We start from the raw sequence: 25,654 nt of genomic DNA, 5'->3' as shown, positions 1-25,654 counted from the left end.
CGGCGAAAGCTTTGCGCGCCTCGCTGCACAAGTTCGCAACAAATGTTGTGCAGAGTGCTTCGACAGACAAATTGCCGGCCTGCTGAAGCCTCAAGTCAGGTAGAATGCGCCCCCGGTTTTTGGAGAAGCTCATGACCCTGCTCAAATTCAGCGATGTGTCCCTTGCGTTCGGCGCTATGCCGTTGTTGGACAAGGTGTCCTGGCAGATCGCCCGTGGTGAGCGGGTGTGCATCATCGGCCGCAATGGCACTGGCAAGTCCAGCATGATGAAACTGGTCAAGGGCGACCAGAAGCCCGATGACGGCTCGGTGTGGCGTGCCCCCGGTCTGAAAATCGGCGAATTGCCGCAAGAATTGCCGGTTGCCGACGACCGGACGGTATTCGACGTGGTGGCTGAAGGCCTCGACGGTGTTGGCGCCTTGCTCGCCGAATACCATCACCTGAGCCAGAACATCGTCACCGATGCCGATCTGGACAAGCTGATGCATGTTCAGCACGACCTCGAAGCCCGTGACGGCTGGCGCTTGCAGACGCTGGTCGACAGCACCCTGAGCCGCCTGCAACTGCCGGCCGACAAGACCCTCGCCGAGCTGTCCGGCGGCTGGCGTCGCCGCGTGCTGCTGGCGCAGGCGCTGGTCTCCGAACCGGACCTGCTGCTGCTCGACGAACCGACCAACCACCTGGACATCGGTGCGATTGCCTGGCTCGAAGAGGCGCTGAAAGATTTCCAGGGCGCCGTGCTGTTCATCACGCACGACCGTTCCTTCCTGCAAAACCTCGCCACGCGCATTCTCGAACTGGATCGCGGCGGCCTGATTGACTGGAACGGCGACTACGCCAGTTTCCTCGTGCACAAAGAAGCTGCGCTGGCTGCTGAAGAAACCGCCAACGCGCTGTTCGACAAGCGACTTGCTCAGGAAGAAGTGTGGATCCGTCAGGGTATCAAGGCCCGGCGTACCCGTAACGAAGGTCGCGTGCGCGCGCTGAAAGCCCTGCGCGTTGAGCGCAGTGAGCGTCGCGAGCGTACCGGCAAGGCCAACATCCAGCTGGAAACCGCCGACAAATCCGGCAAACAGGTGATGGTCCTCGAGAACGTGAGCTTCGCGCATCCGGGCGGGCCGTTCCTGATCAAGGATTTCTCCATGGTCCTGCAGCGCGGCGACCGTATCGGTCTGCTCGGCGCCAACGGTACCGGCAAGACCACACTATTGAAACTGATGCTCAGCGGCCTGCAACCGACCAGCGGTAAAGTGGAAGAGGGCACGCGCATCGACGTGGCGTACTTCGACCAGTTGCGCCATCAGCTGGATCTGGAAAAAACCGTGATCGACAACGTCGCCGAAGGTCGCGACTTTATCGATATCGACGGTCAGAGCCGCCATGTGCTGAGCTATCTCGGTGATTTCCTGTTCAGCCCGCAGCGTGCGCGTACGCCGGTCAAGGCGTTGTCCGGTGGCGAGCGTGCGCGTCTGTTGCTGGCGAAGCTGTTCAGCAAGCCGGCCAACCTGCTGGTACTCGACGAACCGACCAACGACCTCGATGTGGAAACCCTCGAGCTGCTCGAAGAAGTGCTGCTGACTTTCAACGGCACCGTGTTGATGGTCAGCCACGACCGGGCATTCCTCGATAACGTGGTGACCAGCACCCTGGTCTTCGAAGGCGAAGGCAAGGTTCGTGAATATGTCGGCGGCTATCAGGACTGGATCCGTCAGGGCGGCTCGCCGCGTCTGTTGGGTGTGACTGAAAGCAAGTCGGGCAAGGCTGACCTGAATTCGGCGGTGGTTACCGCTGAGCCGGCTCCGGTGGCTGCGCCTGCCGCTGCCGCTCCGGTTGCCAAGAAGAAACTGAGCTACAAGCTGCAGCGTGAGCTGGAAGCCTTGCCGGGCGACATTGACGCCAAGGAGCAGCAGATCGCCGCGGTTGAGGCGGAAATGGCTGAAGCCGGTTTCTACCAGCGTCCGCCGGCGGAAACGGCCAAAGTGATTGCTTCGCTGGAGCAATTGCAGGCCGAGCTGGATGCGTTGGTGGAGCGTTGGGCCGAGCTGGATGCCTGATTGATCCTGATGTGAAAAAGCCCGGCGCTCAGTAATGAGCGCCGGGCTTTTCATATGTAACGCGATCTACAGGCTGGAACAGGTAACTGTGTGAGCGAGCCTGCTCGCGAAAGCGGTGTGTCAGGCAGCACTCATATTGAATGTGCCGACGTATTCGCGAGCAGGCTCGCTCCCACAAAGAGCAAGGCAGATCAACGTTTGACCAGGTGCACCGCCAGTACATCGCATGGCGCACCGTGCAGCACGTCATTCGCGGTCGAGCCGAGCAGCAGTGCCAGGCCATGACGGCCATGACTTCCGACCACGATCAGATCGCACGCTTGTTCCTTGGCGAAATGATGGATTTCCTGGCGTGGCTGGCCGTAGGTGAGATGGCAATTGGCGCCTTCGAGCTCGGGGTATTTCGATTTGAGTTTTTCAAGACGCTCCTTGGCCTGATCAAACTGTTGTTGTTGCAGTTGTGACAGGTCCATTGGCACGTCGCCACCGAAGGCCATGGCCATAGGTTCAACGATATGCACCAGCGACAACTTGGCAGCGTTGCTCACCGACAGCTCGCGGGCGCGGTGGATCACAGGGTCGCACTCTTCGGTCAGATCTACGGCGACCAGTATGTGGTGGTAGGGCATGAGGTGCTCCTCCTGAGGGTTCGATATTGGTAAGTATGGCTGGTTTCAAGCGCATTGGTTCGCTAGTGACACAATGGGCTCATCAAAAATCGGGAGTACAGATATGACGGTCTGGCTGGTGGTGTCAATCCTGCTGGTAGTTTTAAGTCCACTGGCATGGTTGCGCCCATCGCGCACGCAGAGCGGGCGCATGGCACTGCGCATGGAGGCGCGACGCATCGGCCTGGCCATGCAGCTGGCGCCGCAGGAATGGCCGCACTGGCTGTTGCCGGAGCCGCCAAATCCCTGCGCCCAGTACCACCGGCCCCGGCGGGGCAGTCAGCCGGCGTGTTGGACTTACTGGCAGAAAACTCCGGGTGTCTGGGTCAATCAATGGCAGGAAGTCTGCGATGACCGGAGGTTGCTCGATTATTTCGAAAAATTGCCGGGCAATGTTTTCAAGATCGAAGCGGACAAGCAGATGATCGCCTTGTACTGGAGCGAGAAGGGCGAGGCGACGGTTTTGCAGGATATCGATGCGACGCTGAAAGCGCTGGCGTAATGCGCGGACTTTTCTCACTGCAACGGTGGGGAACGTCCGGCAGACGCGCAATAAAAAGCCCGACATGATTCGTCGGGCGGGTTGGCCAGGCAGGCCGGTAATCTTTTTTGCGGCAGGCGCTGTGATCGCCCCGGCAAATTTCCTTGCAGCCTCCCCAGCGTAGCCTTCTGTACAGGGCTCGGCGGAAATTAGGGCGACTTTTCTAACTATTGATTCTATGAATGGCTCAACATCGAGACGGGTGTTGCTGCTCATCATGGTGCAGAAATGACTGCAAAGTCGCATTTCAGCCCGAATTTAGGGCGATTGACAATTGTCAGAAATTCCGTGAAGGTGACGTACCCGAATCAAACGGGCGTATGAATTGAGCGTTTGTCTTACAGACTGCTCCTACAGAATCCCGACTATCGCGTTGGCGGGTGTGCCAGGCAGACGGTGTCAGTATCGACGAGCAAAGCGTCCTTCTGAGCCATATGCCTGCGTCCGACGTGTACTGTTCAGCTTCCATATCGTGGAGATCAGTTGATGATTTACGAAGGTAAAGCCATCACGGTTAAAGCTCTTGAAAGTGGCATCGTCGAATTGAAATTCGACCTCAAGGGTGAGTCCGTCAACAAGTTCAACCGTCTAACCCTGAACGAACTGCGTCAGGCCGTAGACACCATCAAGGCAGATGCTTCGATCAAGGGCGTGATCGTCAGCAGCGGCAAGGACGTATTCATCGTCGGCGCCGACATCACCGAATTTGTCGACAACTTCAAGCTGCCGGATGCCGAGCTGGTTGCTGGCAATCTCGAAGCCAACAAGATCTTCAGCGATTTCGAAGACCTCAACGTGCCAACCGTCGCAGCCATCAACGGCATCGCCCTCGGTGGCGGTCTGGAAATGTGCCTGGCGGCTGACTATCGCGTCATGTCCACCAAGGCCAAGATCGGTCTGCCGGAAGTCAAACTGGGCATCTACCCAGGCTTCGGCGGCACTGTGCGTCTGCCACGCCTGATCGGTGTCGACAACGCCATCGAGTGGATTGCCGCTGGCAAGGAAAACCGCCCTGAAGACGCCCTGAAAGTCAGCGCCGTCGACGCCGTGGTTGCTCCAGAGAAGCTGCAGGAAGCTGCCCTTGAACTGATCAAGCGCGCCATCTCCGGCGAGTTCGATTACAAGGCCAAGCGTCAGCCAAAACTTGAAAAACTCAAGTTGAACGCCATTGAGCAAATGATGGCTTTCGAAACCGCCAAAGGTTTCGTGGCGGGCCAGGCCGGCCCGAACTACCCTGCGCCGGTTGAAGCGATCAAGACCATCCAGAAAGCCGCGAACTTCGGTCGCGACAAAGCGCTGGAAGTGGAAGCTGCAGGCTTCGTCAAACTGGCGAAAACCTCTGCCGCACAGAGCCTGATCGGCCTGTTCCTGAACGATCAGGAGCTGAAGAAAAAGGCCAAGGCCTACGACGAAATCGCCAAAGACGTGAAGCAGGCTGCCGTACTGGGCGCCGGCATCATGGGTGGCGGTATCGCCTATCAGTCGGCCTCCAAAGGCACGCCGATCCTGATGAAGGACATTAACGAGCACGGTATCGAGCAGGGTCTGGCCGAAGCCGCCAAGCTGCTGGTCGGCCGCGTTGACAAGGGTCGCATGACCGCTGCGAAGATGGCTGAAGTGCTCAACGGCATTCGTCCGACGCTGTCGTATGGTGACTTCGGTCACGTCGATCTGGTTGTCGAAGCTGTGGTCGAGAACCCGAAGGTCAAGCAAGCGGTGCTGGCTGAAGTCGAAGACAAGGTCAAAGAGGACACCATCCTCGCCTCCAACACCTCGACCATTTCCATCAGCCTGCTGGCCAAGGCCCTCAAGCGTCCGGAAAACTTCGTCGGCATGCACTTCTTCAACCCGGTGCACATGATGCCGCTGGTGGAAGTGATCCGTGGCGAGAAGTCCAGCGAACTGGCCATCGCCACCACCGTTGCCTACGCGAAGAAAATGGGCAAGAACCCGATCGTGGTCAATGACTGCCCGGGCTTCTTGGTCAACCGCGTATTGTTCCCGTATTTCGGCGGTTTCGCCAAGCTGGTCAGCGCCGGTGTCGACTTCGTCCGCATCGACAAGGTCATGGAAAAATTCGGCTGGCCGATGGGCCCGGCATACCTGATGGACGTAGTTGGCATCGACACCGGTCACCACGGTCGTGACGTGATGGCTGAAGGTTTCCCGGACCGCATGAAGGATGACCGTCGTTCGGCCATCGACGTACTGTACGAAGCCAAACGCCTGGGCCAGAAGAACGGCAAGGGCTTCTACGCCTACGAGGCCGACAAGAAAGGCAAGCAGAAGAAAGTCGCCGATCCGTCGGTACTCGAAGTGCTCAAGCCGATCGTTTACGAGCAGCGCGAAGTCACCGACGAAGACATCATCAACTGGATGATGATCCCGCTGTGCCTGGAAACCGTGCGTTGCCTGGAAGACGGCATCGTTGAAACCGCCGCCGAAGCCGACATGGGTCTGGTTTACGGTATCGGTTTCCCTCCATTCCGTGGCGGTGCGCTGCGCTACATCGATTCGATCGGTGTCGCCGAGTTCGTTGCCCTGGCTGACCAGTACGCTGATTTGGGCGCGCTGTACCACCCGACCGCGAAGCTGCGCGAAATGGCCAAAAACGGCCAGAGCTTCTTCGGTTAAGCGCCCCCAACTAGAGTGAGAGTGAACTTATGAGCTTGAATCCTAGAGACGTCGTGATTGTCGACTTCGGTCGTACTCCGATGGGCCGCTCCAAGGGCGGCATGCACCGCAACACCCGCGCTGAAGACATGTCGGCGCACCTAATCAGCAAACTGCTGGAACGCAACAGCAAGGTCGACCCGGCGGAAGTCGAGGACGTGATCTGGGGCTGCGTCAACCAGACCCTGGAGCAGGGCTGGAACATCGCGCGCATGGCGTCGCTGATGACCCAGATTCCGCACACCTCGGCCGGCCAGACCGTCAGCCGTCTGTGCGGTTCGTCGATGAGTGCACTGCACACTGCTGCGCAAGCGATCATGACCGGCAACGGTGACGTGTTCGTGGTCGGCGGCGTCGAGCACATGGGCCATGTGAGCATGATGCACGGTGTCGATCCGAACCCGCACATGTCGCTGTACGCGGCGAAAGCCTCGGGCATGATGGGCCTGACCGCTGAAATGCTTGGCAAGATGCACGGCATCACTCGTGAGCAGCAGGATGCCTTTGGCGTGCGTTCCCACCAGTTGGCCCACAAGGCAACCGTGGAAGGCAAGTTCAAGGACGAAATCATCCCGATGCAGGGTTACGACGAGAACGGTTTCCTGAAGCTGTACGACTACGACGAAACCATTCGTCCGGAAACCACCCTGGAAAGTCTGGCGGCGCTCAAGCCGGCATTCAATCCGAAGGGCGGCACCGTGACTGCCGGTACTTCGTCGCAGATCACTGACGGTGCTTCGTGCATGATCGTGATGTCGGCGCAGCGTGCCCAGGACCTGGGTATCCAGCCGATGGCGGTGATCCGTTCGATGGCAGTAGCGGGTGTGGACCCGGCGATCATGGGCTATGGTCCAGTGCCGGCGACACAAAAAGCCCTGAAGCGTGCGGGCCTTGGCATCAACGATATCGACTTCTTCGAGCTCAACGAAGCTTTCGCCGCACAGGCCTTGCCAGTGCTGAAAGATCTGAAAGTGCTCGACAAGATGAACGAGAAGGTTAACCTGCACGGCGGCGCTATCGCCCTGGGTCACCCGTTCGGTTGCTCCGGTGCACGTATTTCCGGCACCCTGTTGAACGTGATGAAGCAGAATAGCGGCACCTTCGGGGTGGCCACTATGTGCATTGGTCTCGGCCAAGGCATCTCCACCGTCTTCGAACGCGTTTAAGCGTCTCGTCGATGGAAGCCGGGGCCCAGTGCCCCGGTTTTTGTTTTTGGGTTTTTTATTTATTTTTGAAAAGATTTCAGTGAGGGCCGAAGCATGCCGATACAACCTGGGCTCTACCAACATTACAAAGGTCCGCAATACCGTGTATTCAGTGTTGCGCGGCATTCCGAAACCGAAGAAGAAGTGGTCTTCTACCAAGCCCTGTATGGCGATTACGGCTTTTGGGTGCGCCCGTTGAGCATGTTCGTCGAGTCGGTCGAGGTTGACGGCGAGCAGGTGCCGCGCTTTGCTTTGGTGCAAGCCGAACCGAGCCTTTTTGACAAGGTTTGAGGCGACTGCGCAGACAACCCTGCGCTTGACCTCACCTTGTATCAACTATATATAGCGGTGCCGCGTCAGGCGCCAACCGCCTTTCACTTCTAGAATTCAGGAATTTTCTGATCCATGGGCAAATCGCTGGTCATTGTGGAATCCCCGGCTAAGGCCAAGACCATCAACAAGTATCTGGGTAACCAATACGTGGTGAAGTCGAGTATCGGCCATATCCGAGACCTGCCCACCAGCGGTTCGGCTAGCGCCAGCAAAGAGCCAGCCGCCAAGCGCGGCAAGGCGGCTGCGGGCGAAGGTCCGGTGCTCTCGCCGAAAGAGAAAGCGCGCAAGCAGCTGGTCTCGCGCATGGGCGTTGATCCCGAGCACGGCTGGAAAGCCCAGTACGAGATCCTTCCCGGCAAAGAGAAGGTCATCGAAGAGCTGCGACGGCTCGCCAAGGATGCTGACACCATCTATCTCGCAACCGACTTGGATCGCGAGGGGGAAGCCATTGCCTGGCACCTGCGCGAAGCCATCGGTGGTGACGACAGCCGCTACAAGCGCGTGGTGTTCAACGAGATCACCAAGAAGGCGATTCAGGAAGCCTTCTCCGAGCCGGGCGAGCTGGACATTGATCGTGTCAACGCCCAGCAGGCGCGTCGTTTCCTCGACCGCGTCGTCGGCTACATGGTCTCGCCGCTGCTGTGGGCCAAGATCGCCCGTGGCCTGTCCGCCGGTCGCGTGCAATCGGTTGCCGTGAAACTGGTGGTCGAGCGTGAGCGCGAAATCCGTGCGTTCAATCCCGAAGAATACTGGGAAGTGCATGCTGATCTCGGCACTGCCAAAGGCTCGACCGTGCGTTTCGAAGTGGCTCGCGAAAAAGGCGAAGCCTTCAAGCCGCTGAACGAAGCCCAGGCCATGGCTGCGCTGGAGAAGCTCAAGTCCTCCAGCTACAGCATCGTCAAGCGCGAAGACAAACCGACCAGCAGCAAGCCATCGGCGCCGTTCATCACGTCGACCTTGCAGCAGGCTGCGAGCAACCGCCTCGGTTTCGGCGTGAAGAAAACCATGATGATGGCCCAGCGTCTGTACGAAGCCGGCTACATCACTTACATGCGTACCGACTCGACCAATCTCTCGGCCGACGCCGTGGCGATGGCGCGCACTTACATCGAAGACGAGTTCGGCAAGAAGTACCTGCCGGAAACGCCGAACGTCTACAGCAGCAAGGAAGGCGCGCAAGAGGCTCACGAAGCGATTCGTCCGTCCGACGCCAACACTACGCCAAGCAAGCTGGCGGGCATGGAGCGTGATGCCGAGCGTCTGTACGAACTGATCTGGCGCCAGTTCCTCGCCTGCCAGATGCTGCCGGCGCAGTACCTGTCGACCACCGTCAGCGTCGGCGCTGGCGACTTCGAGCTGCGCGCCAAGGGCCGTATCCTCAAGTTCGACGGTTACACCCGGGTGATGCCGCAGATTGCCAAGCCTGGCGATGATGACGTGCTGCCGGACATGGCCCAGGGCGATGTGATGAAGCTGATCAAGCTCGATCCGTCGCAGCATTTCACCAAGCCACCGGCGCGTTACTCCGAGGCCAGTCTGGTCAAGGAAATGGAAAAGCGCGGCATCGGTCGTCCTTCGACTTACGCTGCGATCATTTCGACCATTCAGGATCGCGGTTATGTGACCCTGCACAACCGTCGTTTCTACTCGGAAAAGATGGGCGACATCGTCACCGAGCGTCTGTCCGAGAGCTTCTCCAATCTCATGGACTACGGCTTCACCGCCGGCATGGAAGAGAACCTCGATGACGTGGCGCAGGGCGAGCGCGACTGGAAAAATGTGCTGGACGAGTTTTACGGCGACTTCAAGAAGAAACTCGAAGTAGCGGAAAACCCGGAAAGCGGCATGCGTGCCAACCAGCCGGTGATGACCGATATTCCGTGCACCACGTGCGGTCGTCCGATGCAGATTCGTACTGCCTCGACTGGCGTGTTCCTCGGCTGCTCGGGCTACAGCCTGCCGCCGAAAGAGCGCTGCAAGGCTACCGTCAACCTGGTGCCGGGCGATGAAATCGCAGCGGACGACGAGGGCGAATCGGAATCGCTGGTATTGCGTGGCAAGCATCGCTGCCCGATCTGCAGCACGGCGATGGACGCCTATCTGCTGGACGAAAAGCGCAAGTTGCACATCTGCGGCAACAACCCGGATTGCGCCGGTTACGAAATCGAAGAAGGCAGCTATCGCATCAAGGGCTATGAAGGTCCGAGTCTGGAATGCGATAAGTGCGGCAGCGAGATGCAGCTCAAGACCGGCCGTTTTGGCAAGTTCTTCGGTTGCACCAACCCGGAGTGCAAGAACACCCGCAAACTGCTGAAGAGCGGTGATGCGGCGCCGCCGAAGATGGATCCGGTGAAGATGCCTGAGCTGAAATGCGAAAAGGTCAACGACACCTACATCCTGCGCGATGGTGCGTCCGGTCTGTTCCTGGCCGCCAGTCAGTTCCCGAAAAACCGCGAGACTCGCGCTCCGCTGGTGATCGAGATTCTGCCGCACAAGGACGAGATCGATCCGAAGTACCACTTCCTGTGCGAGGCTCCGCAAAAGGATCCTGACGGTCTGCCAGCGGTCATTCGCTACAGCCGCAAGACCAAGGAGCAATACGTACAGACCGAAGTCGATGGCAAACCGACAGGCTGGAAGGCGTATTACGACGGTGGCAAGTGGACTGTTGAAGACAAGCGCAGCGCAAAGGCCAAGGCTGAGTAAGCGTTAGTCTGAACGGCGAAAAGGCCGCATGAAACCTTGAGGGTTTCATGCGGCCTTTTTGTTTTGTGCTTGCGGTGGCATCGGCTGATCCACGACACTGTCCGACCTGTGTGAAGCAATTATTTCGTTGTGGAGGCTGCCGTCATGGCCCACGAACTCTATACCCGCACCAACCAGAAGATCTATTTCGCCGGCCTGTCACTCGAGGCTCTGGCTCGTGCTGAAGAGGGGCGGGCGATGAATTCCCTGGCGCTGATCCAGGCCGGGCGCGAGTCGGCGCTGTTTCACCTCTACGGCGCACTGCTGGGTTTGTGTCATGAGATCGCCGGCTTTTATCGTCTGCCGCAGGCCAATTCGCCGAGGGCGGAGGAGTTGCTTAAGCGCGAAGTGCTGGAGTCCATCGCGATCCCGGAGCTGGCGGAAATGGTCGAGCTGGCCGGTAATCCGGAAACCTGGCTGGCGAAACTGCTGGCGGCGCACGCAGCACTGTTTCAGCCACCGAGGGCGCCACGCAAACCGAAAGGCGACGTGACGCAGCCGCTGATTCAAGCGGTAAATCTTGATGAAGAAGAGGCGCCAGAAGAGTTGAGTCGAGATGAGCTGGAGAGCTGGCGGCAGCACCTGAAAGGTCTGGCCCTGCGTTTCCGCGAAGGCTTGAACGAGTGCTGAGGTAGTTTGGCGCAGTGGCAATCTGAAACATGCTGCTGGTCAAGATCCTGAGCGAAGCTCGAATGATGTCTATATAATCGCTGCCTTTCGTGGAGAACAGACCTATATGCCAACGTCCTTTCTAGAAATTGTCGAGTTACCAGACGGCCGAATCGAACTGCGCAGGGCTGAGGACGAAGGTTCTCTGGTGACGCTGGATTTCTCCGAGGATGCCAAGGCGTTCCTGCAAGGCCAGCACGTTGAAATCGCCAAAGCGATGTTGAGCGTTGGCGTGCAGATGGCGGGTCGTATGGTTGAAGGCGAGTTTGATAAGGAAGAGGGGCCGCGGGTTCTTCATTGATTCACGCTTTGGCCTTTTCTCGGTCGCTTGCGCTTCAGATCGGCTTCTCTGTCCCTGGAGAAGCCCTGCGCTTCACACAACGCGCATTACCATCAATCAACCCAAACGAATGTTCAGACTCTGAGCTTCGCCCGTACGCGCGGCGCTGATCAGTTGTTGCCGCGAATTGGCATTCAACGGGTTTAGCCATGTCACCACGGTGTGGCTGCGACCCAGTCGCAACGCTTCGTACGCCAGTTGCTGAGCACTTTGAGTGCCGCGCGGTTGCAGCAGTAGAATGCGTTCGCGATTCAGGCCGGCATCGCGCAGCCAGGTTTGCGTCAGGCTGGCGGGTGGGGCGATCAGCGTCAGCCAGCGAGCATCCTGATTTTCGCTGAGCTCACGCAGGATCGGGGCGAGCAGGTTCAGGCAGTTCCCGGCCGCACCGCGCAGTGATAGCTCACTGAAGGCGTCAGGTTTGGCATTCCAGTCACGCTCGACCACGTCTTTGAGGATCGGCGCTATCGGCTGCGCCAGAAACGCTTCAAACAAAGGCAGTTGTGTTTGCTGAGGTGTGTGTGGGAACTGCATGGAGCCTCCTTTAGCGGCGAATGACGCCGACACTCAAGCCTTCGATCACCAGTTCCTGATCTTTCAGGTCGACTTCGATAGGGGCGAACTCGGGGTTTTCGGCGATCAGCCAGACTTTGCTGCCTTCACGCTTGAAGCGTTTGACCGTCACCTCGTCGCCGATACGGGCAACCACAACCTGACCGTTACGCGCTTCGCGGGTGGTGTGCACTGCCAGCAGGTCACCGTCGAAGATGCCGATGTCCTTCATGCTCATGCCGTGCACACGCAACAGGTAGTCGGCGCGAGGATGGAAGAAGGTCGGGTTGATGTTGCAGGATTCTTCGATGTGCTGCTGGGCGAGGATCGGCGCGCCGGCAGCCACTCGGCCGATGATCGGCAGGGTGGAATCGTCGGCCTTGGCTTCGAAGCCGGGAATGCGGATGCCGCGAGAAGCGCCGGGCGTCATTTCGATCGCGCCCTTGCGGGCCAGGGCTTTAAGATGCTCTTCCGCCGCATTCGGCGATTTGAAACCCAGTTCCTGAGCGATTTCCGCGCGGGTGGGCGGATAGCCGTTGTCTTCGAGGCAACGTTTGATAAAGGCCAGTATCTCGGCTTGGCGTGGCGTCAGCTTTAGCATATTGATCGCTCTGTCTTTTTATACAGTGACTGGGATTATATACAGTGAAGCGGTCTTGGCAATGGGCGTTTTTTTGCCGCCCGCCGAGCGGTCGCGAAGGGCGCTTATTAATGCTGGCGCCTTGTGTGGTTAAATAGCTGACCGACCATTCCCAAAACGAACCGGCAGGCTTGACAAGGCACAGGCTGAAACGTATGTTTCAAACAAGTGTTTGTCAGGCGGAGTAGCCATGGCCCAGTCGGAAACCGTTGAACGCATTCTTGATGCTGCCGAGCAGTTGTTCGCGGAGAAAGGATTCGCTGAAACCTCATTGCGTTTGATCACCAGCAAGGCTGGCGTCAATCTGGCTGCGGTGAATTATCACTTCGGCTCGAAAAAGGCGCTGATCCAGGCGGTGTTCTCGCGCTTCCTCGGTCCGTTCTGCGCCAGTCTCGATAAAGAGCTGGAGCGCCGGCAGGCCAAGCCGGACAACAAGCCGACCCTCGAGGAGCTGCTGGAGATTCTCGTCGAGCAAGCGCTCGTCGTGCAGCCTCGCAGCGGTAATGACCTGTCGATCTTCATGCGCTTGCTCGGCCTCGCGTTCAGTCAAAGCCAGGGCCACTTGCGGCGTTATCTGGAAGACATGTACGGCAAGGTGTTCCGCCGCTACATGCTGCTGGTCAATGAAGCGGCGCCACGCATTCCACCGATCGAACTGTTCTGGCGCGTGCACTTCATGCTTGGCGCCGCTGCGTTCAGCATGTCCGGGATCAAGGCCTTGCGCGCGATCGCCGAGACCGATTTCGGCGTCAATACCTCCATCGAACAAGTGATGCGCTTGATGGTGCCGTTTCTCGCTGCCGGCATGCGCGCCGAAACCGGCGTCACCGATACAGCCATGGCCAGTGCGCAATTGCGTCCGCGCAGCAAATCCATGCCGGTCGCCGCCAAGGTTTGACCGCGCACGGGTGGGCGCGGCAGCTGGTATCCGCTAAGCTAGCCGGCCATGCCGACTCTCGTACTGAACCCGATCTGCATGAATTGTGCTGACCGTCCGGGCAATGCCCACGGTAGCGAATGCAAGCAGATCGGGTTTTTCGTTTTCAAGGAATCTCTATGACTGCTGGCCTGCAAGGCTCGTTGATGGTGGACGTCGCCGGTACCTGGCTGACGGCCGAAGATCGCCAATTGTTGCGTCAGCCCGAAGTGGGCGGCCTGATCATTTTCGCCCGCAATATCGAGCATCCACGCCAGGTGCGCGAACTCAGCGCCGCGATCCGCGCGATTCGTCCGGATCTGCTGCTGGCGGTGGATCAGGAAGGTGGGCGCGTGCAGCGCCTGCGTCAGGGATTCGTCCGTCTGCCAGCGATGCGCGCCATCGCTGATAACCCGAATGCAGAGTATCTCGCCAAGCAATGCGGCTGGATCATGGCCACCGAAGTGCTGGCGGTCGGGCTCGATCTGAGTTTCGCCCCTGTATTGGACTTGGACTATCAGCGCAGCGCTGTGGTCGGTACCCGTTCATTCGAAGGCGATCCCGAGCGCGCAGCCTTGCTCGCCGGTGCATTCATTCGCGGCATGAACAGCGCCGGCATGGCCGCCACTGGCAAACATTTCCCGGGCCACGGCTGGGCCGAAGCAGACTCCCACGTGGCGATTCCGAACGACGAGCGCAGTCTCGACGAAATCCGCGCCAATGATCTGGTGCCCTTCGCCCGTTTGAGCAAGCAGTTGGCCGCCGTCATGCCGGCCCACGTCATCTATCCGCAAATCGACTCGCAGCCCGCCGGTTTCTCCCGACGCTGGCTGCAGGAGATCCTGCGCGGCGAGTTGCAGTTCGACGGCGTGATCTTCAGCGATGATCTGTCGATGGCCGGCGCCCACGTGGTCGGCGACGCTGCCAGCCGCATCGAAGCCGCGCTGAGTGCCGGTTGCGACATGGGTCTGGTATGCAACGACCGCGCGGCAGCCGAGCTGGCGTTGAGTGCCGCCCAGCGCATGAAGGTCAAGCCTTCCGCGCGCATCGCGAAGATGCGCGGGCAGGCCTTCGCCAGCACCGATTATCGTCAGGACCCGCGTTGGCTCACCGCCCTCGGCGCGCTCAAAGACGCTCAACTGATCGATTAAGGATTTTTCGTTATGACCGTTTACGCAATCATCGGTGGCACTGGCCTGACTCAGCTCGAAGGCCTGATCATTCGCCAGTCGCTGGCAGTCGACACCCCGTACGGCGCGCCTTCGGCCGAGGTGCAGATTGGTGAATACGCTGGCAAGGAAGTGCTGTTCCTCGCCCGTCACGGTCACCCGCATCGCTTCCCTCCGCACAAGGTTAACTACCGCGCCAACCTCTGGGCGCTGAAGCAGGCCGGTGCCGAAGCGATCATCGCCGTCAATGCGGTGGGCGGGATTCATCCGGCCATGGGCACCGGGCATTTCTGTGTGCCGCACCAGATCGTCGACTACACCAGCGGGCGCGAGCACACCTATTTCGCTGATGATCTGGAGCACGTCACCCACATCGATTTCAGCTTTCCCTACAGCGAGCCGTTGCGTCAGCAATTGATTGCCGCAGTCGCCGCCGAAGGCTGCGAATACAGCGATCAAGGTGTGTACGCCTGCACCCAGGGTCCGCGTCTGGAAACGGTTGCCGAGATCGTGCGACTGGAACGTGACGGCTGCGACATCGTCGGCATGACCGGCATGCCGGAAGCTGCGCTGGCCCGTGAGCTGGATCTGGATTACGCCTGTCTGGCGCTGGTGGTGAATCCGGCAGCCGGCAAGACCACCGAAGTCATCACCATGGCCGAAATCGAGCAGGCCCTGCACGACGGCATGGGCAAGGTGAAATCAACGTTGGCCCGGGTGCTGGCCAGCTAAGGACTGTCCATGAGCATTTTCATCGAGCGGCTCAAAGGGCTGACATGGACCCATCCATTCAGTAGCAAGGCGTTGGCCAAGGCCCGGGCTTATGCCGCCGATGACCGGGTCGAGATCCTCGAGATCGATGACAGGAAGATAGAGGCGTTCTGCGTCGGCTCGCAACTTCAGGCGTATGAGCAAAGCATTTACCTGTCCGAAGATCGGCTGGGGTCGGTAAACCTGCGTTGCCTGTGCAGCTGTCCTGTTGCAATCGACTGCAAGCACAGCGCAGCGGTGCTCTATCACCTGCTGGGCACTGGCGAGGATGCGTCTGGAAGTGACGCGCAGACCCCGTTGGGACGAGCGCTGGAGCATTGGCTTTCGACAATTCCCGTGCCGGCCAAGCCCGCTGAAGAAAATGCGCAAACCGCAGGCACGCGTCTGTTTTACAAGCTCAAGCCGACGTCTGCGAACGGCAAGTGGCTGCTGGATATTTTCAAGGTCTACCAGCTCAAGAGCGGCGAGTTACGCGAAGTCAAACCGATGTACTCGCTCGCGGAAATGCTCATGCGCCAGCCCGGCTACCTGTCCGAGCTGGATCTGCGCATCGCCCGGCTGTTGGTCGCCATGCATTCCCATCACGCCTATTACAGCGGCTATCCGCTGGAAGGCAGCAGTGGCGCCGAACTGCTGGAAATGCTCCTGCGCACTTCGCGGCTGTTCCTCGACTTCGAAGACCTGCGAGCGCTGACACCGGGGGCGAAACGCGTGGGTCAGTTCTCTTGGGCCGAGCAGGCTGACGGCGGATTCCGCGCGCAATGGAGCAGTGCCGAAGCCGCGCAAGAAGCCGTGCTGGCGCTGGAGCCGCTTTATTATCTTGATCGCGAGCAGCGCCAGGTTGGCCCGCTGTTCACTGAGCTGGAAGAAAAGCTCGCCTGCCATTTGACCCTGGCGCCAGACGTTCCGGCGCGTCAGGCCATGCAGTTCAGCCATCGCATGAGCGCGGCGACCCAAATTGCGCCACCACACAAGCTCACCGAACGGATCATCGATGACGTGCTGCCGCAGCCGCAACTGACCCTGGTCAGCGGTCGAGAGCGCTCGCGCTGGGAATATGTGCTGGAACACCGCGCCGCTCTGCTGTTTACCTACAACGGTCATCCAGCGGTGGACCGCAACCCGGAAGTGATGATCCTCAACGGCAGCGAAACCCAGCGCATTCAGCGTCAACCTGCGCTGGAAAAGAAGCTGCGCCAGAACCTGCAAAAACATGGCTTCAAGAAAGCCACGCGCAAGAGTGCAATGGATCGTCCTGGCGAGATGTTTACCCTGCCGGATGATTCCGCCTGGCTCGGGTTCATGCACGAAGGGCTGGCCACGCTGCGCGCTGCAGATTGGAAAATCGAGATCAGTCCCGGTTTCCATTTCGATGTACAACCGGTTGAACAGTGGTACGCCGAGGTCGAAGAAGAGGCCACGCATCAGTGGTTTGATCTGCAGTTGGGTATCGTCGTCAACGGCGAGCGCTACAGCTTGCTGCCGATCCTTCTGCACCTGTTGCGAACCCAGCCGCGCTTGCTCGACCCGGTCAATCTGGCGCAGCGCAGCGATGATGAAAAACTCCTGATCGAGCTCAAGCCCAGCGCTTTTGGCGAGCCGGCGGGCGCCAAAGTCGCGTTGCCGCTGAGTCGGGTCAAACCGCTGATGGCGACGCTGGGCGAGCTGTACCTGGGCGGCCATCAGGGTGATGCGCTGCGCTTGACCGCTCCAGACGCCGCGCGTCTGAGTATGCTCGATGGCGTGCCGCTGGATTGGCAGGGCGGCGAACGTCTGCGCACTTTTGCCAAGCGTCTGCAGAATTCCAGTCACGCCCAGGTTGCTGCGCCGGCCGGCCTCAATGCGCAACTGCGCCCGTATCAGCTCGAAGGCCTGAACTGGATGCAGACCCTGCGCGAGCTGGAGGTCGGCGGCATTCTGGGCGATGACATGGGCCTGGGCAAAACCTTGCAGACCCTGGCGCATCTGCTCACGGAAAAACACGCCGGGCGTCTGGACTGTCCGGCACTGGCGGTGATGCCGACCAGCCTGATTCCCAACTGGCTCGACGAAGCCGAGCGCTTCACGCCGCAGTTGAAAGTGCTGGCGCTGCACGGTACCGGGCGGCAAAAGGACTTTGCCAATCTGGGCGAATACGACTTGGTGCTGACCACTTATGCATTGCTGCCCAGGGATCTGGAAATCTTGCAGCCGCAGTCGTGGAGCGTGCTGATTCTCGACGAAGCGCAGAACATCAAGACCCCCCTGAGCAAAGCTGCGCAGGCGGCCCGTGACCTGCAGGCTCGCCAGCGCTTGTGTCTGAGCGGAACGCCACTGGAAAACCACCTCGGCGAGCTGTGGTCGCAGTTCCATTTCCTCATGCCCGGCTGGCTCGGCGACAGCAAATCCTTTAACCGCGATTACCGCACGCCGATCGAGAAGCACGGCAATGTGCAGCGCATGCAGCACCTGACCGCACGCATCAAGCCGTTTTTGCTGCGGCGCAAGAAAGATCAGGTCGCTACCGAGTTGCCACCGAAAACCGAGATCATTCATTGGGTCGAACTCAGCGATGGTCAGCGCGACGTCTATGAGACGGTGCGTGTGGCGATGGACAAAAAGGTCCGCGACGAAATCGCCCGCAGCGGTGTGGCGCGCAGTCAGATCATCATCCTCGATGCGCTGCTCAAGCTGCGCCAGGTCTGCTGCGATCTACGCCTGGTCAATATGCCGCTCACGGCGAAAGCGTTGCGCTCGGGCAGCGGCAAGCTGATCAGCCTGATGGAGATGCTTGAAGAATTGCTCGGCGAAGGGCGGCGCATTCTGCTGTTCTCGCAGTTCACCTCGATGCTCGCGCTGATCGAGCAGGAGTTGCAGCAGCGCGGGCTCGGCTATTCGCTGCTGACCGGCGACACCACCGACCGGCGCACGCCGGTCAAGAACTTCCAGGGCGGCAAGGTGCCGTTGTTCCTGATCAGCCTCAAGGCTGGCGGTACCGGTCTGAACCTGACGGCGGCGGACACGGTGATTCACTTCGATCCTTGGTGGAACCCGGCGGTGGAGAATCAGGCGACTGATCGGGCGTATCGCATCGGCCAGAACAATCCGGTGTTCGTCTACAAGTTGATTGCCAAAGGCACCGTCGAAGAAAAGATCCAGGCGTTGCAGCAGGAGAAAGCGGCGCTGGCCGGGGCGGTGCTTGAGGGTGGCACGACGGGTGGATTCAAACTGGAGCAGAGTGATATCGAGGCGTTGTTTGCGCCTTTGCCGGTTACCAGGGATTGAGGGGTTTGAATCGCAGTGGGGCCATTCGCGAGCGGGCTCGCTCCCACATTTGATCTTCAGTGAATCTGGATCGTGTGGGAGCGAGCCTGCTCGCGAAAAGCTATCTGGCCAGCGACGCCGCTTTCAGCGCTTGTCGATCTTGTCCGGCAACGGCGCAAACAGCGCTTCGATATCATCGCTCTGCAACTTCCAGTCCCCGGCCTTGCGCCCATCGAGCACGCCCGCGGCCAGGTCAGACTTTTCCTTCTGCAGGTGCTGAATCTTCTCTTCCACCGTGCCCCGGGCAATCATCTTGTAGACGAACACCGGTTTTTCCTGGCCGATTCGATAGGCCCGGTCAGTCGCCTGATTCTCGGTTGCCGGGTTCCACCACGGGTCGTAGTGAATCACCGTATCGGCTTCGGTGAGGTTCAAACCTACGCCACCGGCCTTCAGGCTGATCAGAAAAATCTGACGCGTGCCGCTCTGGAATTCCTTCACCGGTGTACGCCGGTCACGGGTCTGGCCAGTGAGAAGCGCGTAAGCGATCTTGCGTTTTTTCAATTCCTCTTCGATCAATGTCAGCATCGAAGTGAATTGCGAGAACAGCAGAATCCGCCGACCTTCCTCGAACAATTCTTCAAGCATTTCCATCAGGCTGTCGAGCTTGCCCGAAGTGCTGCCGCGCGCGGGCAGGGTGGCGTCGTTGACCAGGCGCAGATCGCAGCAGACCTGGCGCAGCTTGAGCAATGCTTCGAGAATGATGATCTGGCTGCGTGCCACGCCTTTGCGAGTGATCTCGTCACGGACTTTCTTGTCCATCGCCAGGCGCATGGTCTCGTACACGTCGCGCTGCGCTTCGTTGAGTTCGACCCAATGGATGATTTCGGTTTTCGGCGGCAGCTCCGTGGCGACCTGCTCTTTGGTGCGGCGCAGCAGAAACGGTTTTATCCGACCGTTAAGGTGTTGCAGTCTGACTTCACTGCCGCGCTTTTCGATCGGCACACGGTAATCGGCATTGAAGCTTTTCACGTCGCCGAGCCAGCCCGGCAACAGGAAGTGGAATAGCGACCAGAGTTCGCCCAAGTGGTTCTCCAGCGGCGTGCCGCTGAGGCACAGGCGCTGGCGCGCATTCAGCTCGCGCGCGGCCTGGGCGGCTTTGCTGTTGGGGTTCTTGATGTATTGCGCTTCGTCCAGCACCAAAACATGCAGCGGCTGTTTGGCGAGACGCTCAGCGTCCTTGGGCAGCAGGGCGTAAGTGGTGAGGATCAGGTCGAAGTCGGCCAGATTGTCGAAGTGCTTTTTTCGCGTCGCGCCGTACAGTGCGAGGACTTTCAGTTGCGGGGTGAAGTGCGCCGCCTCATCGAGCCAGTTCGGAATCAGGCTGGTCGGCATTACCACCATGCACGGACGATCAAGGCGTCCGGCGTTCTTCTCGCTGAGAATATGCGCCAGGGTCTGTAGGGTTTTGCCCAGGCCCATGTCATCCGCAAGAATCCCGCCGACTTCCAGTTGCCGCAGCGATTGCATCCAGCTCAAGCCTTCAAGCTGATACGGGCGCAGCGTCGCGTTCAAGCCTTGCGGCGCTTCGGCGCTGAAATCGCGGATGTCGCGCAGGCGCTGGGCGAAGGTGCGCATTTGCTCGCCGCCTTCCCACAACAGCGGCAGGCCTTCCAGCGAATTGAGCCTGGTCGCGTCAGCCTTGCTCAGGCGCAGGGTGGTTTCGCCCGGCTCCTGCAAATAGAACTCGCCCAGCGTCATCAATACCGGCTTCAAGCGACCGAGCGGCAGCGCCACTTGCAACGGCCCATGCTCGCTGGTGCGTTGCGGAATGTTGACCAGAATCAGCTCGTCATCGCGACGACGGGCGAGGCGTTCCGGGTTGAGGATCTCGGTGTGCGAGCGCATCAGATTCAGCAGAATCGGCAGCAGGCTCAGGCGCTCGCCGTTGACGATGATGCCCAGTTCCAGATCGAACCAGTCGCGCTCCGGCGCCTGTTCGACGGTGGCGTACCAGTCGTCGACGGCGGTCAGGTCGAAGCCGAATTCCTCATCGATCTGCAACTCCCAGCCTTGGCTGCGCAATTTCGGCAAGTCATTCAGCGTGAAGGTCAGCCAGGCGCTGTCGTTGACCATCTCGTAGAGTTCGCCGGCGCTTTCCGGCAGCGCTTTGCTCTGCCTTGTGGCGATGCGGAAACCGAGGATGCGTAACTGTTCGCGGTAGGACTGTTCGACGTCCGGGTGACGTTTTATTCGCAGGGTCTGGGCTTCCTGACGGATCAGGATATCGCTGTGTTTTTGCCCGCTGACGTATTCGTCCAGATAGCTGAACGACAGTGCCGCGCGATGCTGAATGTAGCGCTGCATCTTGCCGTTGCGCGGCTCGAAGGCGCTGAACTCGACACTGGCCAGCCACAGGCGTGGCACCGGTTGCACGTTGTCCACCAGCACTTGCGGCGGCGCTTTCGGGCTACGGTTTTCCAGCACGGCCTGGAGCTTCTCCAGCAGCTCGGCATCTTTAGCGGCGGCGGGGTAGTCGAGGGTTTCCTGGATTTTCAGCAGCACCGCCGCGCAATGTTTGCAATTGCTGCGCACCGGGCAGGTGCAGGTGGCGTCGACCAGCAACAGCGTCGCTTTGGCTGACTCACGCAGATGGATGGTTTGCCGGTAAACACTGCCGCCGGAGCCTTCGCAACTGGCGGTGATGGTCGCATCGCCGACCTGGGCGATGCGCACTCGATTCTCCAAAGCGTAGCGGCGGCCGCGCTCCAGACTCTGTTCTTTGAATCGGCTGACCCACGACGGGGCCAGCGGTTTGCTCAGGGGCGGCGGCATAAGGACTTCGATCAGTCCGGCACGACTTCAGGCGCTTCGCGAGGCGCTGGCGCGGTCAGGGAAGTGATCTTGATCAGCAGGGCCAGATGACCGTTGTCGAGGTAATTGAGCTGGCCGTTCTTGGTGTGGCTGTCCTGACGCAGGCGCTCACTGGCAGTGACCAAGCCATTGGCGTCGATCTGATTGACCCAGAAATCGGCGGTCACGTCGGTGAAGCGGCCGAGTTTCATTTCCAGCGTGCCCTCGATGGGGAACTGGCCGAACTGCTCCTGACCTTCGCTGACTGCGACTTTCGCCGGCGCTTCGCCGAGGCTCTGCTGCCAGGCTTTGTGCATCAGCACGGTGTACTCGCCGCTGGCGGTGAGTTTGCTCACTACATCATTCAACGCCGGGGTGCGCTGGCTGTCGCTACCCAGACGCTGGGCGCCTGCGGCCCAGTCTTCCGGGGCGGCGCGGCTGACGATGGCCGGGACGGCATTCTGGCGCACCAGGATCATTTCGACCTGATACGTGTCATCGGCAAACGCCGTCGGTGCTGCAAGTGCAAGCAACAAAGTCAGAGAGCGGAACAGGCGCATCGGGCGTCCTTCAAGCGGATTTCGGGATGAGACGCTCAAACAGCGCCTCGACAGTATTGAAACGTTCTTCCGGGCGCTCCATCGGCACCTGGAATTTAAACATCGTCGCGCCTTCGAACTTGTAGCGCTTGGGCTGCGTCTGGATCAGCTTGATCAGGGTCATCGGGTCAACCGGTGTCTGCGCTTCGAACTCGATGCGTCCGCCTTGCGGCCCGCCGTCGACTTTCTTGATGCCGAGCTTTTCCGCCTGCAATTTCAAAGCGGTGATCCGCACCAGGTTCTTGGTCGGCTCCGGCAACAGGCCGAAGCGGTCGATCATCTCCACCTGCAGATCCTTGAGGCCTTCCTCGTCGGTGGCCGAGGCGATGCGTTTATACAGAATCAACCGCGCATGCACATCCGGCAGATAATCTTCCGGAATCAGCGCCGGCACCCGCAGATTGACTTCCGGGCCGCCGCCCAGCGGTTGATCGAGGTTTGGCTGCTCGCCCTTGCGGATCGACTTCACTGCGCGCTCGAGCATTTCCATGTACAGGGTGAAGCCGACGGCCTGTATCTGCCCGCTCTGACCATCGCCGAGCAGTTCGCCGGCGCCACGGATTTCCAGGTCGTTGGTCGCCAGCACGAAACCGGCGCCGAGGTCCTGGGTATTGGCGATCGCTTCCAGACGTTTTTCCGCGTCGGAAGTGATCTGCTGGCGCGGCGGCGTCAGCAGGTAGGCGTAAGCCTGGTGGTGACTGCGGCCGACACGACCGCGCAACTGGTGCAGTTGGGCCAGGCCGAACTTGTCAGCGCGTTCGATGATGATGGTGTTGGCGCTCGGCACGTCGATGCCGGTCTCGATGATGGTCGAGGCGATCAGCACGTTGAAGCGCTTGTGGTAGAAGTCGCTCATCACCTGTTCGAGTTCACGTTCGCGCATCTGCCCGTGGCCGATACCGATGCGCGCTTCCGGCACCAGTTCGGCGAGGTCGGCGGCGCATTTCTCGATGGTCTTCACATCGTTGTGCAGGTAGTAAACCTGACCGCCACGCAGCAGTTCACGCAGCAGGGCCTCTTTGACCGTGCTCTTGTTCTGTTCCATGACGAAGGTGCGCACCGACAGGCGTCGCGCTGGTGGCGTGGCGATGATCGACAGGTCGCGCATGCCCGACACCGCCATGTTCAGCGTGCGCGGAATCGGCGTCGCAGTCAGGGTGAGGATGTCGACTTCGCTGCGCAGGGCCTTGAGCTGTTCTTTCTGGCGCACGCCAAAGCGGTGCTCTTCGTCGATGATCACTAGCCCGAGGTTTTTGATCTTCACATCGTCGGACAGCAGCTTGTGCGTGCCGATGACGATGTCGATCTTGCCTTCCGCCAGATCGGCGATCGCCGCGTTGACTTCCTTGGCCGACTTGAAACGGCTCATCACTTCGACGGTCACCGGCCAGTCGGCGAAGCGGTCGCGGAAACTGTTGTAGTGCTGCTGGGCGAGCAGGGTGGTCGGCACCAGAATCGCTACCTGCCGACCGCCGTGCACGGCGATGAACGCTGCGCGCATGGCCACTTCGGTCTTGCCGAAGCCAACGTCGCCGCAGACCAGACGATCCATCGGTTTCGGCGCGAGCATGTCTTCGCGTACCGCCTCGATGGTCGCTTGCTGATCGGGTGTTTCTTCGAACGGGAAACCGGCACTGAAGGTGGCGTAATCGGCCTTCGGGTCGGCGAAGGCGTAACCTTCGCGGGCGGCGCGACGGGCGTAAATGTCGAGCAATTCGGCGGCGACGTCACGCACCTGCTCGGCGGCCTTGCGCTTGGCTTTCTGCCAGGTCTCCGAACCGAGGCGATGCAGCGGCGCGAGCGAATCGTCGCTGCCGGTGTAACGTGCGATCAGATGCAGGTTGGCCACCGGCACGTAGAGCTTGGCGTTCTCGGCGTATTCGAGGGTGAGGAATTCGGCGGCCTGATTGTCGATTTCCAGAATCGTCAGGCCCAGATAGCGGCCGACACCGTGGTCGATATGTACCACCGGCGCGCCTTCACGCAGTTCGGTGAGGTTCTTGATCACCGCATCGTTGCTGACGTCGCTGCGCTTCTCGCGGCGGCGACGTTGCATGACTCGTTGGCCGAACAGCGGACTTTCCGCTACCAGCGCCAGCGCCGGGTCGTCGAGCAGCAGACCTTCGTCGAGCGGGGCGATGGTGATCGCCAGACGATCCTTGCTGGCGACGAAGTCCGGCCAGCTGTCGACGGTTTTCGGCCGCAGCTTCAGACGTTCCAGCAGCTCCAGCAGGACTTCGCGACGACCCGCCGATTCGGCGGTGAACAGCACGCGACCGGGGAATTCTTCGAGGAAGCCGGCCAGCGCCGCCAGCGGTTGCGTGGCCTTGGCTTCGATGGCCAGATCCGGCAGCGCATGGGCCGGGAAGCGTTCACGGCCGACACCGCTTTCGACGTCCTGCTGACTGGCGACGACGCGTGGCCAGTTCTTCAGGCGCGCGAAGCAGTCTTCCACCGGCAGGAACAGTTCGGCCGGTGGCAATAAAGGACGCGAAGGATCGACACGGCGTTCTTCGTAACGATTGCGCACGTCGTTCCAGAAGTTTTCCGCCGCTTGCTCGATGCCCGGCAGCGAGAACACTTGGGTGTCCTGAGGCAGGTAGTCGAACAGCGTCGAGGTTTCGTCGAAGAACAGCGGCAGGTAGTACTCAATGCCGGCCGGGGTGATACCACTGCTCAAATCCTGAAAGATCGGGCAGCGGCGGAAGTCGACGTCGAAGCGCTCACGGAAACGCGCCTTGAAGCGGGTGACTGCGTCTTTCTGCAACGGAAACTCGCGGGCCGGCAGCAGCTTGACCGACTCGACCTTGTCGATCGAGCGCTGGGTTTCCGGATCGAACGTGCGCAGGGTTTCGATTTCGTCATCGAACAGGTCGATGCGATACGGCAGTTTGCTTCCCATCGGGAACAGGTCGATCAGCGCGCCGCGTACGGTGAACTCGCCGTGCTCGTACACCGTGTCGACATAGCGATAGCCGCTGGCTTCGAGTCGCGCGCGCATCTGTTCGACGTCGAGCTTCTGGCCGATGTCCAGCACCAGGCTGCTGCCGAGCAAGAACTTGGTCGGCGCCAAGCGATGCAAAGCGGTGGTGATCGGTACCACCAGCACGCCGTGGGCCAGTTCCGGGAGGCGATACAGACTGGCGATGCGCTGGGAGATGATGTCCTGGTGCGGCGAGAACAGGTCGTAGGGCAGGGTTTCCCAGTCTGGGAAATGCAGTACGGGCAAATCCGGGGCGAAGAAACTCAGCTCCTGTTCCAGCCGTTCGGCACTTTGGCTGTCGGCGGTCAGCAGCAGGGTAAAGCGCTTGGCAGCGCTGGCAGCCTCGGCAATCGCCAGGCTGAGGGCGGCACCGGGCAGATTGCCCCAGTGCTGTTTACCTGCTTCGGCAGGGAGTAGCGGTAGACGCAGAACAGGCACGGAAGGTTGAGCTCCAGGCGTTGCGACAAAGTCGGTAATTGTAGCGGCCTCCGGTGCCGCCTGTCAGTTGCAGACTGCGTCTATCTTCATGGTTTGGACGAAATGTAGTGGTAACCATAAAAACGAGCACTTTTTTCATGGTTATGTAGTGCCGAAACCGGGTGGTGTTACGGAGGGTTACAGACATCGTCTAACAGTCGTCGAAAAATTGACTGCGCTGAAAGCCCCGGTTTTATTGGGCTGGAGAAGGGCGTAAATTTTTTGA

Annotated in this window: 18 protein-coding genes; 12 read left to right on the top strand and 6 right to left on the bottom strand. The window is 59.9% G+C overall.

Annotated features, from left to right (window positions below; all coding sequences use genetic code 11):
- Window positions 1–131: 131 nt before the first annotated feature.
- On the top strand, window positions 132–2,054 hold the full coding sequence (locus PS14A_RS16765; protein WP_039760799.1) for an ATP-binding cassette domain-containing protein: 1,923 nt from the start codon (window positions 132–134) through the stop codon (window positions 2,052–2,054).
- 191 nt (window positions 2,055–2,245) lie between these two features.
- On the opposite strand, the gene PS14A_RS16760 is transcribed toward PS14A_RS16765, so the two are convergent.
- The gene (locus PS14A_RS16760) at window positions 2,246–2,683 is read right to left on the bottom strand and encodes a universal stress protein (RefSeq protein WP_016775498.1); all 438 of its coding nucleotides are present in this window, start codon (window positions 2,681–2,683) and stop codon (window positions 2,246–2,248) included.
- A 103-nt stretch (window positions 2,684–2,786) separates the two neighbouring features.
- Here PS14A_RS16760 and PS14A_RS16755 point away from each other — a divergent pair, with 103 nt between their 5' ends.
- From PS14A_RS16755 to PS14A_RS16725, 7 genes are all read left to right on the top strand, one after another.
- Window positions 2,787–3,224 carry a hypothetical protein gene (locus PS14A_RS16755; protein WP_212616785.1) on the top strand — a complete coding sequence of 146 codons (438 nt, stop codon included), beginning with the start codon at window positions 2,787–2,789 and terminating at the stop codon, window positions 3,222–3,224.
- A gap of 525 nt (window positions 3,225–3,749) precedes the next feature.
- A complete protein-coding gene (fadB, locus tag PS14A_RS16750) occupies window positions 3,750–5,897 on the top strand; it encodes a fatty acid oxidation complex subunit alpha FadB (protein WP_024013640.1) in 2,148 nt (715 codons plus the stop codon).
- Window positions 5,898–5,926: 29 nt separating this feature from the next.
- Window positions 5,927–7,102 (top strand): acetyl-CoA C-acyltransferase FadA, encoded by a 1,176-nt coding sequence (fadA, locus tag PS14A_RS16745; RefSeq protein ID WP_016775495.1) that lies wholly within the window; start codon window positions 5,927–5,929, stop codon window positions 7,100–7,102.
- Between the two features lie 93 nt (window positions 7,103–7,195).
- Window positions 7,196–7,432 (top strand): DUF1653 domain-containing protein, encoded by a 237-nt coding sequence (locus tag PS14A_RS16740; RefSeq protein WP_024013639.1) that lies wholly within the window; start codon window positions 7,196–7,198, stop codon window positions 7,430–7,432.
- 114 nt (window positions 7,433–7,546) lie between these two features.
- Window positions 7,547–10,180, top strand: a complete 2,634-nt coding sequence (gene topA, locus PS14A_RS16735) for a type I DNA topoisomerase (protein ID WP_137214647.1) — start codon at window positions 7,547–7,549, stop codon at window positions 10,178–10,180.
- A gap of 144 nt (window positions 10,181–10,324) precedes the next feature.
- A complete protein-coding gene (locus PS14A_RS16730) occupies window positions 10,325–10,849 on the top strand; it encodes a DUF6586 family protein (protein ID WP_137214649.1) in 525 nt (174 codons plus the stop codon).
- Window positions 10,850–10,955: 106 nt separating this feature from the next.
- Window positions 10,956–11,189 carry a hypothetical protein gene (locus PS14A_RS16725; protein WP_003226592.1) on the top strand — a complete coding sequence of 78 codons (234 nt, stop codon included), beginning with the start codon at window positions 10,956–10,958 and terminating at the stop codon, window positions 11,187–11,189.
- Between the two features lie 96 nt (window positions 11,190–11,285).
- On the opposite strand, the gene sulA is transcribed toward PS14A_RS16725, so the two are convergent.
- A complete protein-coding gene (gene sulA, locus PS14A_RS16720; RefSeq protein WP_212616784.1) occupies window positions 11,286–11,759 on the bottom strand; it encodes an SOS-induced cell division inhibitor SulA in 474 nt (157 codons plus the stop codon).
- Between the two features lie 10 nt (window positions 11,760–11,769).
- Window positions 11,770–12,378, bottom strand: coding sequence for a transcriptional repressor LexA (gene lexA / locus PS14A_RS16715; RefSeq protein WP_016775490.1), 609 nt, complete (start codon window positions 12,376–12,378; stop codon window positions 11,770–11,772).
- Between the two features lie 229 nt (window positions 12,379–12,607).
- Here lexA and PS14A_RS16710 point away from each other — a divergent pair, with 229 nt between their 5' ends.
- From PS14A_RS16710 to PS14A_RS16695, 4 genes are all read left to right on the top strand, one after another.
- The gene (locus PS14A_RS16710) at window positions 12,608–13,315 is read left to right on the top strand and encodes a TetR/AcrR family transcriptional regulator (RefSeq protein ID WP_130909895.1); all 708 of its coding nucleotides are present in this window, start codon (window positions 12,608–12,610) and stop codon (window positions 13,313–13,315) included.
- Between the two features lie 158 nt (window positions 13,316–13,473).
- Window positions 13,474–14,484, top strand: a complete 1,011-nt coding sequence (gene nagZ, locus PS14A_RS16705) for a beta-N-acetylhexosaminidase (RefSeq protein ID WP_249121317.1) — start codon at window positions 13,474–13,476, stop codon at window positions 14,482–14,484.
- 12 nt (window positions 14,485–14,496) lie between these two features.
- The gene (locus tag PS14A_RS16700) at window positions 14,497–15,234 is read left to right on the top strand and encodes an S-methyl-5'-thioinosine phosphorylase (RefSeq protein ID WP_056791517.1); all 738 of its coding nucleotides are present in this window, start codon (window positions 14,497–14,499) and stop codon (window positions 15,232–15,234) included.
- A gap of 9 nt (window positions 15,235–15,243) precedes the next feature.
- Window positions 15,244–18,537 (top strand): DEAD/DEAH box helicase, encoded by a 3,294-nt coding sequence (locus PS14A_RS16695; protein WP_212616783.1) that lies wholly within the window; start codon window positions 15,244–15,246, stop codon window positions 18,535–18,537.
- A gap of 123 nt (window positions 18,538–18,660) precedes the next feature.
- Here the strand turns inward: PS14A_RS16695 and PS14A_RS16690 are convergent, their stop codons facing one another.
- Genes PS14A_RS16690 through mfd form a run of 3 tightly spaced genes read right to left on the bottom strand, consistent with a single transcriptional unit; the run spans window position 18,661 to window position 25,389 of the window.
- The gene (locus PS14A_RS16690) at window positions 18,661–21,351 is read right to left on the bottom strand and encodes a DEAD/DEAH box helicase (RefSeq protein ID WP_212616782.1); all 2,691 of its coding nucleotides are present in this window, start codon (window positions 21,349–21,351) and stop codon (window positions 18,661–18,663) included.
- An 11-nt stretch (window positions 21,352–21,362) separates the two neighbouring features.
- Window positions 21,363–21,929 (bottom strand): CsiV family protein, encoded by a 567-nt coding sequence (locus PS14A_RS16685; RefSeq protein WP_071173055.1) that lies wholly within the window; start codon window positions 21,927–21,929, stop codon window positions 21,363–21,365.
- Between the two features lie 10 nt (window positions 21,930–21,939).
- Window positions 21,940–25,389 carry a transcription-repair coupling factor gene (gene mfd, locus PS14A_RS16680; protein WP_024013632.1) on the bottom strand — a complete coding sequence of 1,150 codons (3,450 nt, stop codon included), beginning with the start codon at window positions 25,387–25,389 and terminating at the stop codon, window positions 21,940–21,942.
- Between the last annotated feature and the right edge of the window lie 265 nt (window positions 25,390–25,654).

The organism is Pseudomonas sp. 14A (genome assembly GCF_018132745.1).
Taxonomy (GTDB): Bacteria; Pseudomonadota; Gammaproteobacteria; order Pseudomonadales; family Pseudomonadaceae; genus Aquipseudomonas; species Aquipseudomonas mercuritolerans.
This window is presented reverse-complemented; position numbering and strand designations above follow the sequence as displayed.

What these genes read in the sequence shown, in the direction of transcription:
- PS14A_RS16710 (WP_130909895.1), top strand. Translation starts at nt 12,608, where the DNA reads ATGGCCCAGTCGGAAACCGTTGAACGCATTCTTGATGCTGCCGAGCAG.
- PS14A_RS16725 (WP_003226592.1), top strand. Translation starts at nt 10,956, where the DNA reads ATGCCAACGTCCTTTCTAGAAATTGTCGAGTTACCAGACGGCCGAATC.
- fadB (WP_024013640.1), top strand. Translation starts at nt 3,750, where the DNA reads ATGATTTACGAAGGTAAAGCCATCACGGTTAAAGCTCTTGAAAGTGGC.
- PS14A_RS16690 (WP_212616782.1), bottom strand. Translation starts at nt 21,351, where the DNA reads ATGCCGCCGCCCCTGAGCAAACCGCTGGCCCCGTCGTGGGTCAGCCGA.
- sulA (WP_212616784.1), bottom strand. Translation starts at nt 11,759, where the DNA reads ATGCAGTTCCCACACACACCTCAGCAAACACAACTGCCTTTGTTTGAA.
- PS14A_RS16765 (WP_039760799.1), top strand. Translation starts at nt 132, where the DNA reads ATGACCCTGCTCAAATTCAGCGATGTGTCCCTTGCGTTCGGCGCTATG.
- PS14A_RS16695 (WP_212616783.1), top strand. Translation starts at nt 15,244, where the DNA reads ATGAGCATTTTCATCGAGCGGCTCAAAGGGCTGACATGGACCCATCCA.
- PS14A_RS16760 (WP_016775498.1), bottom strand. Translation starts at nt 2,683, where the DNA reads ATGCCCTACCACCACATACTGGTCGCCGTAGATCTGACCGAAGAGTGC.
- fadA (WP_016775495.1), top strand. Translation starts at nt 5,927, where the DNA reads ATGAGCTTGAATCCTAGAGACGTCGTGATTGTCGACTTCGGTCGTACT.
- PS14A_RS16700 (WP_056791517.1), top strand. Translation starts at nt 14,497, where the DNA reads ATGACCGTTTACGCAATCATCGGTGGCACTGGCCTGACTCAGCTCGAA.
- lexA (WP_016775490.1), bottom strand. Translation starts at nt 12,378, where the DNA reads ATGCTAAAGCTGACGCCACGCCAAGCCGAGATACTGGCCTTTATCAAA.
- PS14A_RS16755 (WP_212616785.1), top strand. Translation starts at nt 2,787, where the DNA reads ATGACGGTCTGGCTGGTGGTGTCAATCCTGCTGGTAGTTTTAAGTCCA.
- PS14A_RS16730 (WP_137214649.1), top strand. Translation starts at nt 10,325, where the DNA reads ATGGCCCACGAACTCTATACCCGCACCAACCAGAAGATCTATTTCGCC.
- topA (WP_137214647.1), top strand. Translation starts at nt 7,547, where the DNA reads ATGGGCAAATCGCTGGTCATTGTGGAATCCCCGGCTAAGGCCAAGACC.
- nagZ (WP_249121317.1), top strand. Translation starts at nt 13,474, where the DNA reads ATGACTGCTGGCCTGCAAGGCTCGTTGATGGTGGACGTCGCCGGTACC.
- PS14A_RS16685 (WP_071173055.1), bottom strand. Translation starts at nt 21,929, where the DNA reads ATGCGCCTGTTCCGCTCTCTGACTTTGTTGCTTGCACTTGCAGCACCG.
- PS14A_RS16740 (WP_024013639.1), top strand. Translation starts at nt 7,196, where the DNA reads ATGCCGATACAACCTGGGCTCTACCAACATTACAAAGGTCCGCAATAC.